This window comes from Blastococcus jejuensis, assembly GCF_039534705.1.
In the GTDB taxonomy this organism is placed as follows: domain Bacteria; phylum Actinomycetota; class Actinomycetes; order Mycobacteriales; family Geodermatophilaceae; genus Blastococcus_B; species Blastococcus_B jejuensis.
This window is the reverse complement of the sequence record NZ_BAAAVV010000008.1, coordinates 93,749-107,972: the sequence shown is the minus strand read 5'-3', so window position 1 is coordinate 107,972 and position 14,224 is coordinate 93,749. Positions and strand designations below refer to the sequence as shown.

General features: G+C 73.4%; 10 protein-coding genes. 8 read left to right on the top strand and 2 right to left on the bottom strand.

The features are described 5' to 3' along the window. The first annotated feature begins 94 nt into the window (after positions 1 to 94). The 7 genes from mmsA to ABD644_RS16690 all read left to right on the top strand — a co-directional run bounded on the left by mmsA (position 95) and on the right by ABD644_RS16690 (position 8,605). Positions 95 to 1,633, top strand: coding sequence for a multiple monosaccharide ABC transporter ATP-binding protein (gene mmsA / locus ABD644_RS16720; protein WP_344690122.1), 1,539 nt, complete (start codon positions 95 to 97; stop codon positions 1,631 to 1,633). Then, a complete protein-coding gene (mmsB, locus tag ABD644_RS16715; protein ID WP_344690121.1) occupies positions 1,630 to 2,877 on the top strand; it encodes a multiple monosaccharide ABC transporter permease in 1,248 nt (415 codons plus the stop codon). The genes mmsA and mmsB overlap by 4 nt, the downstream gene beginning before the upstream one ends. A 38-nt stretch (positions 2,878 to 2,915) precedes the next feature. Beyond that, positions 2,916 to 3,959 carry a LacI family DNA-binding transcriptional regulator gene (locus ABD644_RS16710; RefSeq protein ID WP_344690120.1) on the top strand — a complete coding sequence of 348 codons (1,044 nt, stop codon included), beginning with the start codon at positions 2,916 to 2,918 and terminating at the stop codon, positions 3,957 to 3,959. Between the two features lie 79 nt (positions 3,960 to 4,038). Next, positions 4,039 to 5,688, top strand: a complete 1,650-nt coding sequence (locus ABD644_RS16705; protein WP_344690119.1) for a xylulokinase — start codon at positions 4,039 to 4,041, stop codon at positions 5,686 to 5,688. Then, a complete protein-coding gene (locus ABD644_RS16700) occupies positions 5,685 to 6,362 on the top strand; it encodes an L-ribulose-5-phosphate 4-epimerase (RefSeq protein ID WP_344690118.1) in 678 nt (225 codons plus the stop codon). The genes ABD644_RS16705 and ABD644_RS16700 overlap by 4 nt, the downstream gene beginning before the upstream one ends. Positions 6,363 to 6,382: 20 nt before the next feature. Beyond that, positions 6,383 to 7,885, top strand: coding sequence for an L-arabinose isomerase (araA, locus tag ABD644_RS16695; protein WP_344690117.1), 1,503 nt, complete (start codon positions 6,383 to 6,385; stop codon positions 7,883 to 7,885). A 93-nt stretch (positions 7,886 to 7,978) separates the two neighbouring features. Next, complete coding sequence (locus tag ABD644_RS16690; RefSeq protein ID WP_344690116.1) at positions 7,979 to 8,605, top strand: hypothetical protein; 627 nt, start codon at positions 7,979 to 7,981, stop codon at positions 8,603 to 8,605. Positions 8,606 to 8,659: 54 nt separating this feature from the next. On the opposite strand, the gene ABD644_RS16685 is transcribed toward ABD644_RS16690, so the two are convergent. After that, entirely contained in the window at positions 8,660 to 9,886 is a 1,227-nt protein-coding gene (locus ABD644_RS16685; RefSeq protein WP_344690115.1) for an arginine deiminase, read from the bottom strand. A gap of 105 nt (positions 9,887 to 9,991) precedes the next feature. Here ABD644_RS16685 and ABD644_RS16680 point away from each other — a divergent pair, with 105 nt between their 5' ends. Continuing rightward, on the top strand, positions 9,992 to 10,759 hold the full coding sequence (locus ABD644_RS16680) for an SDR family oxidoreductase (protein ID WP_344690114.1): 768 nt from the start codon (positions 9,992 to 9,994) through the stop codon (positions 10,757 to 10,759). Between the two features lie 60 nt (positions 10,760 to 10,819). Here ABD644_RS16680 and ABD644_RS16675 read toward each other — a convergent pair whose 3' ends face one another. After that, positions 10,820 to 14,155 (bottom strand): ATP-binding protein, encoded by a 3,336-nt coding sequence (locus ABD644_RS16675; RefSeq protein WP_344690113.1) that lies wholly within the window; start codon positions 14,153 to 14,155, stop codon positions 10,820 to 10,822. Positions 14,156 to 14,224: the final 69 nt, after the last annotated feature.

The window sequence follows — 14,224 nt, the reverse complement described above, 5'->3', positions numbered from 1 at the left end:
GGCGCGGGACATCGGGCCACCCGCGCCGGAGCGGCGCACACTGCACACCGGAACCCCGCACGACGACCACTCGACGACGAGGACGGCGGAATCCATGGACGACCACATCCTGGAGATGCGCTCCATCACCAAGACCTTCCCGGGCGTCAAGGCGCTGGAGAACGTCAACCTGGACGTCAGCCGCGGCGAGATCCACGCGATCTGCGGCGAGAACGGCGCCGGGAAGTCGACGCTGATGAAGGTCCTGTCGGGCGTCTACCCGGCCGGCACGTACGACGGCGAGATCGTCTTCGACGGCGAGCCCTGCCGGTTCGGCGGCATCCGCGACAGCGAGCACCGCGGGATCGTGATCATCCACCAGGAGCTCGCCCTGGTGCCGTACCTGTCGATCGCCGAGAACATCTTCCTGGGCAACGAGCGCCGCGGCCGCGGCGGGCTCATCGACTGGAACCGGGCCAACGCCGACGCCGCCGCGCTGCTGGCGTCCGTCGGCCTCGACGAGAACCCGGTCACGCCGGTCGGCCAGCTCGGCGTCGGCAAGCAGCAGCTGGTCGAGATCGCCAAGGCGCTCTCCAAGGACGTGAAGCTGCTGATCCTCGACGAGCCGACCGCGGCCCTCAACGACACCGACTCCGCGCACCTGCTCGGCCTGCTGCGCCGGCTCCGCGAGCGCGGCATCACCTGCATCATGATCTCGCACAAGCTCAACGAGATCACCGCCATCGCCGACAACGTCACCGTCATCCGCGACGGCAAGACGGTCGAGACGCTGAGCCTGCACGCCGGTGAAGTGACGCAGGAGCGGATCATCCGCGGCATGGTCGGCCGCGACCTGGAGAGCTTCTACCCCGACCGCGAGTCCCACCCCGGCGAGGAGGTCCTGCGCGTCGAGGACTGGACGGTGTGGCACCCCACCCAGGACCGCAAGGTCGTCGACGGGGCGAGCTTCCGGGTCCGCGCGGGCGAGGTCGTGGGCATCGCCGGGCTGATGGGCGCCGGCCGCACCGAGCTGGCCATGAGCATCTTCGGCCGGTCCTACGGGCGGAACATCTCCGGCCGGATCTTCGTGCACGGCCGGGAGATCCGCGCCCGCGACGTCCCGGAGGCGATCGCCAACGGCATCGCCTACGCGACCGAGGACCGCAAGAAGTACGGGCTGAACCTGATCGAGGACATCCGCCGCAACGTCTCCGCGGCCGGCCTGCGCAAGCTCGCCACCCGCGGCTGGGTCAACGGCAACGAGGAGATCAAGGTCGCCGAGGACAGCCGGCGGGACATGAACATCAAGGCCCCGAGCGTGCTGTCCGTCGTCGGCAAGCTGTCGGGCGGCAACCAGCAGAAGGTCGTCCTGTCCAAGTGGCTGTTCACCGACCCGGACGTGCTGATCCTCGACGAGCCCACCCGAGGCATCGACGTGGGCGCCAAGTTCGAGATCTACACGATCATCAACCGGTTGGTGGCCGCCGGGAAGGCCGTCGTCGTCATCTCGTCGGAGCTGCCCGAGCTGCTCGGCATCTGCGACCGCATCTACACCTTGTCGGCCGGCCGGCTCACCGGTGAGCTCCCGGTCGGCGAGGCCACGCAGGAGTCCCTGATGGAGCTCATGACCAAGGAGAAGGAGCTCGTGGCATGACCAAGACCGCGCCTCCCCCGGCCGAGCCGGCTGCTGACGAGGCGGCGCCCGCCGTCGCGCTCCACACCGGCACGAGCGACCTGCGCCAGCTGCTGACCCGCAACCTGCGGACCAGCGGCATCTACATCGCGTTCGTCGCGATCGTGGCGCTGTTCGCGATCCTCACCGAGGGCGTCTCGCTGAGCCCCGGCAACATCACGAACATCGTCCTGCAGTACTCCTACATCCTGGTCCTGGCCATCGGCATGGTCCTGGTGATCATCGCCGGCCACATCGACCTCTCGGTCGGCTCGGTGGTGGCGCTCACCGGCGCGGTCTCCGCCGTCCTGGTCATCCGGCAGGGCATGCCGTGGTGGGTCGGCATGGCGGCCGCACTCGCCGTCGGCATCCTGGTCGGCGTCTGGCACGGCTTCTGGGTCGCCTACGTCGGCATCCCGGCGTTCATCGTCACCCTCGCCGGCATGCTGCTCTTCCGCGGCCTGACCCTCCAGGTGCTCGACAACATCTCGCTGTCGCCGTTCCCGAGCGAGTACGGCAAGGTCGCCAGCGGCTTCCTCAACGGGCTGATCGGCGGCGACGGCTACGACGCGTTCACGCTGCTCATCGGGGCGATCGCGGTGGCCGGTTACGCGGTCAGCGGCTTCCGCACCCGGGTGGCGCGGGTCAAGTACCAGCAGCCGGTGGAGTCCTTCCCGCTGTTCGTCGCCCGCGTGGTGGTCGTCGGCGCCGTCGTCATGTACTTCGCCTGGCAGCTGGCCCACGCCCGCGGCCTGCCGATCGTGCTGATCATCCTGGCCGTCCTCGTCATCGTGTACGGCCTGGTCTCGAAGCGGACCGTCTTCGGCCGGCAGATCTACGCCATCGGCGGCAACCTGTCCGCGGCGATGCTCTCGGGCGTGAAGGTCCGCACGGTCAACTTCTGGATCTTCGTGAACATGGGCTTCCTGTCCGGGGTGGCCGGGGTCATCTACTCGTCGCGCTCCAACAGCGCCCAGCCGGCGGCGGGCAACATGTTCGAGCTCGACGCGATCGCCGCCTGTTTCATCGGTGGCGCGGCCGTCACCGGCGGTGTCGGCACGGTCGTCGGCGCCATGGTCGGCGGTCTGATCATGGCCGTGATGAGCAACGGCATGCAGCTGATGGGCATCGACCAGTCGGTGCAGTCGGTCGTCAAGGGCCTGGTCCTGCTGCTGGCGGTCGCCTTCGACGTCTACAACAAGCGCCGCGCCGGCGCCTCCCGCTGACGGCGCGCGCAGCAGGGACGACGAGGAGTCGAGGAGGAATGGTGCAGCCCGCGGCTGCGGCGGTCCGCCCGCTGTCGATGGCGGACGTCGCGGCCCGGGCCGGCGTCTCGCACCAGACGGTCTCCCGGGTGGTGAACGGCCATCCCAGCGTCGCGCCGGCCACCCGGGAGCGGGTGGAGCAGGCGATCGCCGAGCTCGGCTACCGCCCCAACGTGGCCGCGCGGGCGCTGGTCACCGGCTCCACGCGCACCATCGGCCTGGTCACCGTCAAGATCAACCAGTACGGGCCGGCGCAGACGATGCTCGGGCTGGAGAAGGCCGCCCGCGCGGCCGGCTACTCGCTGAGCGTCTCGATCCTCGACGACGCGACGGCGGGGGCGATGCGCGACGCGGTCGACGCCTTCGTCGCGCAGCGGGTCGACGCGATCGTCGCGCTCTCCACCTATGACGACGCCGCCGAGGCGCTGGCCAGCCTGGAGCCGCCGGTCCCGCTGGTCGCCGTCCAGGTCGGTGGCGACGAGGACCGGCCCGCGGTCGGCGTGGACCAGGAGGCCGGCGCCCGGCTGGCCGTCCGGCACCTGCTCGACCTCGGGCACCGCACGGTGCACCACGTGGCCGGACCGGCCGACTCGAAGGAGGCCCGCGGGCGCATCGACGGCTGGCGGGCCGAGCTCGAGGCCGTGGGCGCCCCGGTCCCCGAGCCGCTGCGCGGGGACTGGACGCCGTCGTCCGGCTACGCCGCGGGCCGGCAGCTCGCCGACCGCATCCGGGCCGGTGAGGACGTCACGGCGGTCTTCCTGGCCAACGACCAGATGGCTCTCGGCCTGCTGGCCGCCTTCCACGAGGCCGGGCTGGAGGCGCCCGACGACGTGAGCGTCGTCGGCTTCGACGACCTGCCCGAGGCGCCCTACTTCACCCCGCCGCTGACCACCGTCCGGCAGGACTTCGCCGAACTCGGGCGGCGCGGGGTCCAGCTGGTCCTGGCCCGCCTGCGGGGAGAGGACCTGCACCCGCGCCCGGTCCCGGCGCAGCTGATCGTCCGGGCCAGCTCCGGCCCGGCGAAGCCGGCACCCGCGGCTTGACCGCTGAGATGTTAGCGCTAACAATCGGGTGGACGCCGGGCCTCCGGCGCGGGGACGACGTCGGTTCGGAGGAGCACTGATGGACACCGATGCCGGCATCCATCCCGGCGAGGCGATCGCCGGCGGTCGCACGGCTCTGGGGATCGAGTTCGGGTCGACCCGGATCAAGGCGGTGCTGATCGGCCCGGACCACGCTCCGCTCGCCGTCGGCAGCCACGACTGGGAGAACCAGTTCGTGGACCGGCTGTGGACCTACTCGCTGGACGCCGTGTGGTCAGGAGTGCAGCAGAGCTTCTCCGCCCTGGCCGACGACGTGCGGCGACGCCACGGGGTCGAGCTGTCGACGGTCGGCGCCCTGGGCGTCTCGGCGATGATGCACGGCTACCTCGCGTTCGACGCCGACGGTGCGCTGCTCACACCGTTCCGCACCTGGCGCAACACGAACACGGGCCGGGCGGCCGAGCGGCTCAGCGCGGAGTTCGGCGTCAACATCCCGCACCGGTGGAGCGTCGCGCACCTCTACCAGGCGATCCTGGACGGCGAGGAGCACGTCGGTCGGCTCGCCCACCTGACCACCCTGGCCGGCTACGTGCACTGGCAGCTCACCGGCGAGAAGGTGCTCGGCATCGGGGACGCCAGCGGCATGTTCCCGATCGACACCTCCACCATCGACAAAGCCACCCGCGGGTACGACGCTCCGATGCTGGCCCGGTTCGACCAGCTGGCGTCCGAGGCCGGGGTCGAGCTGACGCTCGCCGAGCTGCTGCCCGCCATCTCGGTCGCCGGTAGGCCGGCCGGCGAGCTCACCGAGGCCGGCGCGACGCTGCTCGACCCGACCGGGCGGCTGCGCCCCGGCGTCCCGCTCTGCCCGCCCGAGGGTGACGCGGGAACGGGGATGGTGGCCACCAACTCGGTCGCCCCGCGCACCGGCAACGTCTCCGCCGGGACGAGCATCTTCGCGATGGTCGTGCTCGAGCACGAGCTCACCCAGGTGCACCGCGAACTGGACCTGGTCACCACGCCGGCCGGGGACCCGGTGGCCATGGTGCACTGCAACAACGGAGCCAGTGAGCTGAACGCCTGGGCCGGGCTGTTCACCGAGTTCGCCCGGGCGGTGGGAGCCGACGTCGGTCCGTCGCAGGTCTTCCACACCCTCTTCGCGGCCGCCCTCGACGGCGCGAGCGACGGCGGCGGGATGCTCGCCTACAACTACCTCTCCGGGGAGCCGATCACCGACCTCGAGGAGGGACGGCCGCTGTTCGTGCGGTCCCCGGACAGCCGGTTGAGCTTGAGCACCTTCATGCGCACGCAGCTGTTCTCGTCCCTGGCCACCCTGCGGATCGGCATGGACGTCCTGCAGCGGGCCGAGGGCGTGCGGCTCGACCGGATGTTCGCGCACGGTGGCCTGTTCAAGACCGAGGGCGTGGCGCAACGCTTCCTGGCCGCCGCCATCGACACCCCGGTGTCGGTCGGGGACGTCGCTGCCGAGGGAGGCGCCTGGGGGATCGCCGTCCTGGCTGCCTTCGCCGCCCGCCGCTCGCCGGAACAGGGTCTGGCCGACTACCTGGACACCGCGGTCTTCACCGGCACGAGCCTGCAGACCGCCGAGCCCGACCCGGTCGACGTCGCCGGCTTCGACGCGTTCATGCAGCGGTACGTCGCCGCACTCCCGGTGCAGCGGGCCGCCGTCGACCACGTGAGCCCCGTCCAGCGAGGAGAGAACGGATGACCGCCACCCTGACCGAGCACGGGACGCACCGCACGCAGCGCGAGCACGTCGCCGCCCTGCACGGCTACCTGACCCGCTACGAGCTGGTGACCTGGACGTCGGGCAACGTGTCGGAGCGGGTGCCGGGCGAGGACCTGTTCGTCATCAAGGGCAGCGGCGTCGAGTACGACGAGCTGACCTGGGAGGGCATCACCGTGTGCGACCTCGACGGCAACGCCGTCGACGGCGTCAAGCGCCCCTCCAGCGACACCGACGCGCACGCCTACGTCTACCGGCACATGCCCGAGGTCAACGGGCAGGTGCACACGCACAGCCCGTACGCCACCGCCTGGTCCGCGCGCGGGGAGGAGATCCCCTGCGTGATCACCGCGATGGCCGACGAGTTCGGCGGGCCGATCCCGGTCGGCCCGTTCGCGCTGATCGGGGACGACTCGATCGGCCAGGGCATCGTCGCGACGCTGGCCGGCTCGCGCTCGCCCGCGGTGCTGATGCGCAACCACGGCGTGTTCACCATCGGACCGTCGGCGAAGGCGGCCGTGAAGGCCGCGGTCATGACCGAGGACGTCGCCCGCACGGTGCACTTCTCCCGGCAGCTGGGGGAGCCGATCCCGATCGCCCAGGCCGACATCGACTCGCTGTACGCCCGGTACCAGAACGTCTACGGCCAGCGCTGATGCTGGGGAAGGACCACCACGTGGCATTCGAAGGTCAGGAGATCTGGTTCCTCACCGGCAGCCAGGGGCTGTACGGCGAGGAGACCCTGCAGCAGGTGGCCGAGCAGTCGCAGCGGGTCGCCGCCGCGCTCGACGACGCCGCCGAGGTGCCGGTGCGCGTGGTCTGGAAGCCGGTGCTCACCGACGCCGGCGCGATCCGGCGGGCGATGGGCTCGGCGAACGAGGACCCGACCTGCCTCGGTGTCATCACCTGGATGCACACCTTCTCGCCGGCGAAGATGTGGATCGCCGGGCTGGATGCGCTGCGCAAGCCGCTGCTGCACCTGCACACCCAGGCCGACGCCGCCCTGCCCTGGGCGACGATCGACATGGACTTCATGAACCTCAACCAGGCCGCGCACGGCGACCGGGAGTACGGCTTCGTCCTGACCCGGCTGCGGACGCCGCGGACGACGGTCGCCGGGCACGTGTCCAACCCGGCGGTCCGGGCGCGCGTCGGCTCGTGGGCCCGGGCGGCGGTGGGCGCCGCCGAGGCGCGGTCGCTCAAGCTGGCCCGCTTCGGCGACAACATGCGCAACGTGGCCGTCACCGAGGGCGACAAGGTCGAGGCGGAGCTGCGCTTCGGCGTCTCGGTGAACACCTGGGGCGTCAACGACCTGGTGTCCGTCGTCGAGGCGGTCGAGGAGTCCGCCGTCGACACGCTGATCGCCGAGTACGGCGATCTCTACGACATGGACGACGACCTGCGCCCGGGCGGCTCACGGCACGACAGCGTCCGGTACCAGGCGCGGATCGAGGCGGCGCTGCGGCAGTTCCTGACCGACGGCGGGTTCGGGGCGTTCACCACGAACTTCGAGGACCTCGGCGGCCTGCGCCAGCTCCCGGGCCTCGCCGTCCAGCGGCTCATGGCCGACGGGTACGGCTTCGGCGGCGAGGGCGACTGGAAGACCTCGGCGCTGCTGCGGATCCTCAAGACGGCCGCGACCGGGCTGCCCGGCGGCACCTCGTTCATGGAGGACTACACCTACGACCTGTCGTCGGACCGGCCAAAGATCCTCGGCGCGCACATGCTGGAGGTCTGCCCGTCCATCACGTCGTCCCGGCCGCGGCTGGAGGTGCACCCGCTCGGCATCGGCGGCCGCGAGGACCCCGCCCGGCTGGTGTTCACCGCCGACCCGGCGCCGGGCGTCGTCGTCGGCTGGTGCGACCTCGGTGACCGGTTCCGCTGGGTGGCGAACGAGATCGACGTCGTCGAGCCGTCGGAGCCCCTGCCTCGGTTGCCGGTGGCGCGTGCGGTGTGGGAGCCGCGGCCGGACTTCGCGACGGCGGCCGAGGGCTGGCTGACCGCCGGCGGCCCGCACCACACGGTGCTGAGCACGCAGCTGGGCGCCGACGAGCTCACCGACCTGGCCGAGGTGTTCTCGACCGAGCTGGTGCTCATCGACGGCGACACCACCCGCCGGTCGCTGGCCAAGGAGCTGCGCTGGAGCGCCGCCTACCACCGCTTGGCCCAGCGCCTGTAACAGCTTTCTGTACCGAAAGCTGAGCGCGGCGGTTCAGCTTTCGGTACAGAAAGCTGGCGTCGAGGGGGCGGGCGTCGGCTAGGTTTCCCCGCCGTGACCACGACCGAGCAGCCGTCGAAGCGGTCCCGGCGGAGGAAGCGGAAGCAGGAGTCACTCCCGCCCTACGACGGTCCCGAGGCGGTCGCGCCACCGCTGGCGTGGGCCCGCCGGTTCACGCCGTTCGGCATCGGTCGGCGCCGGGTGCGGCTCTCGATCGAGGGCGGCCGGCTCACGGTGACGCGGGTACCGGTGCTCGGGGCCGAGCGCGTGGTGATCCAGGCCCCGGTGGCGGAGTTCCACAGCGCGGCGCCGTCCCGGGGCGGCCGCGGGCTGCACCTCTGGCACGGCGACCGGCTGTTCCGGCTCGCCGGCAGGTCCACCGCCAGGGCCGACGGTGGCAGCACGCTGACCCTCGGCGACGACCCGGTCAGCGCGGTGATCGGTCTGATCCTGCTGCCGTTCTACCTCTTCGCGCTCATCGGCATGTACACCGAGGCGGTCGCCTCCCAGCGGAAGAACGTGGCGACGACGCTGCGCTGGCTCGGCCCGGTCGTCGGGGGCCCGCCGCCCGGTGTCGAGGTCCGTCCGCCGCTGCCCGGCGGGTGGCTCGCCGCCGGACGCTGGACCGTGCGCCTCGCCGTCCTCGGCGCCCTGGTCGGCGGCCTGCTCGCCGTCCTGTGACAGCTTTCTGTACCGAAAGCTGAGCGGGACGGCGCAGCTTTCGGTACAGAAAGCTCAGAGGGGGTCGCGCTGGACGGGGCAGCTCATGCACCGCGGGCCGCCCCGGCCGCTGCCCAGCTCCGAGCCGGCGATGGCCACGACCTCGATGCCGGCCGCCTCGAGCGCGGCGTTGGTGACGGTGTTCCGCTCGTAGGCCACCGCGATCCGGGGGGCCAGGGCGAGGGTGTTGTTGCCGTCGTCCCACTGCTCGCGCTCGGCGGTGACCGGGTCCAGCCCGGTGTCGATCACCCGCAGCCGGTCGATGCCCATGGCGGTGGCGGCGGCCACGACGAACGGCTGCGGCCCGGTGACGGTCAGCTCGACCTCGTCGGCGTCGTCGCCCACGCCGGCCGGCGCCGTCACGGTCCAGGCCCGCAGCGAGTCGGCGACGGCGGGGTACATGACCATCGCGTCGACGTCGACCATCGTGGCGATCGTGTCCAGGTGCATCGTGGCCCGCTGCTGGGCGATCGGGACGACGAGCACCGTCGTCGCCAGGCCGCGGGCGAACAGTCGCCGGGCCAGCCGCTCGGCGCCGCCGGGCGTCGTCCGCTCGCCGACGCCGACGGCGATGACCCCGGGGCTGAGCAGTAGGACGTCGCCGCCCTCGAGGTGCTCCAGGCTCGAGCCGTACAGCTGCTCGACCCCGGCGAAGCGCGGGTGGTGGGTGTAGATCGCCGCGGTGATCGTGCTCTCCCGGTGCCGCGCGGGCATGGCCAGCGAGGTCACCGCCACCTCGTCGCCGATCCAGACCGAGGAATCCCGGGTGAACAGCAGGTTGGGCAGCGGGGGGACGACGAAGTCCGAGCGGTCCATCACCTCGTAGGCGAGGCCGCGGCCCCCGCGCAGCTCGTCGTGGGCGAGGCCGGCGATGAGCGTGGCCGCGAGGTCCTCGGGGGAGAGCCAGGCCAGGTGGGAGGTGGCGGCGCGCTGCAGGGTGGCGCCGAGCCGGGGGTCGTCGACGGCGGCGCCGATGAGCTCGGCCCGCGCGGCCGGGAAGGACAGGATCTCGGTGAGCAGCGCGTCGACGTGCAGCACCTCGACGCCGCGGTCGCGCAGCGCCTGGGCGAACGCGTCGTGCTCGTCCTGCGCGCGGGCCACCCACGGGACGCCGTCGAAGAGCAGCTGGTCGTTGTTCCGCGGGGTGAGCCGGCGCAGCTCGGGGCCCGGGCGGTGCAGCATCACGGTGCGCAGGCGGCCGACCTCGCTGGTCGCGCCCATCGTCCCGGCGGTCTCGATCATGGGCAGAGGCTGGCACACACCGAGGACCTCCCGCGCCGCAACCCGCTGGATAGGGTCCGGTGGGGCCGGCGCGACGAGGCGCCCGCGAGCCGACCGGAGGAAGCCGTGGACCTGTTCGACCTCACCGGAAAGGTCGCCGTCGTCACCGGGGGCACCCGCGGCATCGGCCTGATGATGGCCCGCGGGCTGCTCCAGGCCGGAGCGCGGGTCTACGTCAGTTCCCGCAAGCCCGAGGCCGGGGACGCCGCCGTCGCCGAGCTGTCCGCGTACGGAACGGTCGCGTCGATCCCCGCCGACCTGTCCACCGAGGCCGAGTGCCTGCGGCTGGCGGAGGAGGTCGGGAAGCGGGAGGACCAGGTGCACGTGCTGGTCAACAACGCCGGCGCGACCTGGGGCGAGCCGCTGGCGACGTTCCCCGAATCGGCGTGGGACAAGCTGCTGAACCTCAACCTCAAGGCGCCGTTCTTCCTCACCCGGGCGTTCCTGCCGCTGCTGGAGGAGGCCGGCACCCACGAGGACCCGGCGCGGGTGGTGAACGTGGGCAGCATCGACGGGCTGCACGTGCCGCCGATGCACACCTACTCGTACTCCTCCAGCAAGGCCGCGCTGCACCACCTCACCCGCGTGCTGGCCAAGGAGCTCGGACCGCGCCGGATCACGGTCAACGCGGTCGCCCCGGGGCCCTTCGAGTCGAAGATGATGCACGCGACGCTGGAGACGTTCGGCAAGGAGATCGCCGCCCGCTCGCCGCTGGGCCGCATCGGCCGGCCCGACGACATGGCCGGCGTCGTCGTCTACCTGACCAGCCGCGCGGGCTCGTACGTGACCGGCTCGGTCATCGCGGTGGACGGCGGCATCGCCACGACCCGCTGAGAAAGGACCCCCTGCCCCCCACCGCTCGCATGCTCGCGGCGGGACCCTGCAGGGGGCCGTTCAGACCGTCGTCGCCGTGCCGACCCTCGCCAGGTGCGACGCCGCCAGCGCCACCTGGTGCGGCGAGCCGACCAGCCCGCCCTGCTCGCGGGCCGCCTCCCACCACGCGCGGGCCCCCTCGAGGTCCCCGCGGCGCTCGGCGATCCGGCCCAGCAGCTCGTCGTAGGCGCCCAGGGTCAGCGACGGCGTCCCGAGCACCGCCTGCCGCCCGCGGTAGGGCCGCAGCGACTCGGCCGCCGCCGCCCAGTCCGGCTCGTCGCCGAGCCAGAGCGAGGACTCGGCCTGCAGGTAGAGGGCGACGTCGCTGGCCCAGTCGCGCACCAGCGTCCGGCCCCAGCGGGCACGGAGCCGGCGGGCCTCGGCGAGGTCGCCGGACTCGGCGGCGGCCAGCACGGCCATCTCCTGCAGCAGCGGGCTGCCCTCGTCGCCGGTCTCGACCAGCAGCGGGATCGCGTCGGCCTGCCGGTGGTCGGCCCGCCGGAGGGTGAACTGGTGCGCGGCGTAGGCGTGCCGCGCGTGCGGCGTGACCCGCCGGTACAGCTCGTAGGCCTCGGTCGTGAGCTCCTCGGCGCGGGCGGCGTTGCCGCGCAGCCACGCCAGGCCGCCGGCCTGCCAGAGGACGTGCGGCCGCACCTCGGGGCCGCTGAGCGAGACGGCCAGCCGGCGGGCCTCGGCGTGGTCCTCCTCGAAACCGGCGAGGTCGGCGAAGTGCAGCCGGATCGGGGCGCGGTGCAGGTGGGTGATGAACTCGGTGCGGCGGGGGAGGCCCTTCCCGGCCAGCGCCAGCGCCTCATCGGCGGCGGCCAGCCGCAGCTCGGCGGCCCCCGGGCGGCCCCACACGCCGACGCTGAAGTTGTTCAACGTGCGGCCCAGCAGCTCGGGGTCGCCGATCGTGCGGGCCATCTCGACCGCCCGCCGGGCGGCCTGCACCCCCCGGTCGTCGGGGCCGAAGGCCAGCTCGATGCCGAGGGTGCCCAGCAACCGCGCGGTCATCCGGTCGTCGCCGACCCCACCCTCCTGCTCCGAGAGCAGGTCCTCGAGCAGGGCGACCATCTCGTCGTCGACGACGCCGTGCGGCCGCCAGTTCCACACCGTGACGCTGCCCCAGACGGCGGCGGCCTCGGCCAGGCACTGCCGGTCGCCGAGCTGCCGGGCCACGGTGATCGCCTCGCCGATGACCCCGGCGGCCTCGGTGCGCGACCCGCTGCGCAGCAGGTCGTGGCCGAGGGCGGTGAGCAGGTCGTGGCGGGTGCGGGCCGAGTCCGGCTCGGCCGGGTCGATCAGCGCCAGCGCCTGCCGGGTGTGCGCGGCGGCCTCACCGTGCGCCAGCCGGGCACGCGCGGCCTGCGCCGCCGCGGTCGAGTACGTGCGCGCCGGCCCCGGACCGGCGACCGGCAGGGCCTCGACGAAGTGGTGCGCCAGCCGCTCGACCAGGCCCTCGTCGGGCGCGCCGGCGGAGCGCCGCTCGAGCGCTGAGCCCAGCCGGGCGTGCAGCCGGGCGCGCCGCAGCGCCGGGAGGCCGTCGACCAGCACCTCCTGCACGAGTGCGTGGGTGAAGCGCCAGCTCCACGGCCGGCCGCCCTCCACCACGAGCCCGACGGCCAGCGCCGAGTCCATGGCGTCGAGGGCCTCCTCGGCGGGCGTGCCGGCCGCCTCGAGCAGGTCGAGGCTGACCTCGCGGCCGGCCACGGCGGCCAGCTCGAGCACGTCGCGGGTGCCCTGCGGCAGCCGGTCCAGCCGCGTGCGCAGGACCTCGCCGACCGACGGCGGCACCGGCACCCGGTCCAGGTGCAGGTCGTGGGTGCCGACCATCCAGCGCGACAGCTCGACGACGAAGAACGGGTTGCCGCCGGTGCGGTCGTGCACCTGCGTCGCCAGCGTCCGGTCGCCGGGCGAGCCCAGCTGGGTGGTGAGCAGGGCGGCGACGTCGTCGGTGGCGAGGCCGCCCAGGCGCAGGAAGGTCGCCGACTGCTCGCGGGCCATCCGGCCCAGGCAGTCGCTCACGGCCACCGGCAACACCTCGCCGACGGTGCGGGCGGTGACGACCAGCAGCACCGGCGCCCGGGGGAGGTGCCGGGCGAGCAGGCCCAGCAACTGGACGGAGGTGGTGTCGGCGCCCTGGAGGTCGTCGAGCACCACGAGCACCGGCCGGTCGGCGGCGGCCTTCAACCGGGCGCGGAGGTCCTGGAACAGGCGGAACCGCGCGGCGTCGGCGTCGTCCTCGGTGCTGTCGGAGACCGGCGTCAGCTCCGCCTGGTCCAGCTGCTCGAGGACCTGGGTCCACGGCCACAGGGCCGGGGCGCCGGCGTCGTCGGCGCAGCGGCTCCACGCCACCGCCCACCCGGCGGCGCGGCCGGCCTCGGCCGCCGCCTCGGCCAGCCGGGTCTTGCCGATGCCGGCCTCGCCCTCGACGACGACGACGGCGGACCGCCCCGCGGTGACCTGCTCGGCGATCGTGCGCAGCTGGGTGAGCTCGGGACGGCGACCGACGAGCGCCTCGGAGCCCGGCGTGAACGTGGCCGTCGGGACCGGCCGGTGCGCGACCGGCAGCACGGGCCGGGGCAGCCGCTCGGTCAGCTTCGGGTCCTGGCGCAGCACCGCCTGCTCGAGGTCGCGCAGCTCCGGGCCGGGGTCGATGCCCAGCTCGTCGCGGAGCAGGTCGGCGCAGCGCCGGAGCGCGTCGAGGGCCTCGGCCTGCCGGTCGGCGGCGTAGAGCGCGGTGACCAGCCGCGCCCACAGCCGCTCGCGCAACGGGTTCTCGGCGACCAGGTGCTGCAGATCGGTGACGGCGGCGTCGGGACGGCCGAGCGCGAGCAGGGCGTCGCAGCGGCGCTCGCGGGCGCGGACGTACAGCTCGGCCAGCCGCAGCCGGTCGGTGCCGGCGCTCGGCAGGTCCCCCAGCTCGGCCAGTGGCTCGCCCCGCCACAGCGCGAGCGCCTCGTCGAGCAGGGTGACGCCCCGGCCGGGGTCGCCGGCGGCGACCGCGCGGTCGCCCTCCTCGACCAGGTCGGTGAAGCGCAGCAGGTCGAGGTCGTCGGCCGAGGCCTGGAGCAGGTAGCCCGGCGAGCGGGTGAGCAGCACGGTCGGCGCCTCGCGCGGGCCGCGGGAGGGCTCGAGGACGCGGCGCAGGTGCGAGACGTAGGCCTGCAGCGTGCCGGTGACCGTCGGCGGCGGGTCGTCGCCCCACAGCGTGCTCACGATGCGGTCGACCGCGACGACGCGGCCGGCCTCGGCGAGCAGGAGGGTCAGCAGCGCGCGCGGCTTGGCGCCGCCGACGTCGACGGGCTTGCCGTCGGGACCCGTGACCTCGAGCGGGCCGAGGACTCGGTAGCGCACGACGGGGGATGCTCCCAGGTCGCGGGCCGCCGCGGCACCCCTTTCGGTGCGCCGTCCCCCTGCAAGTCG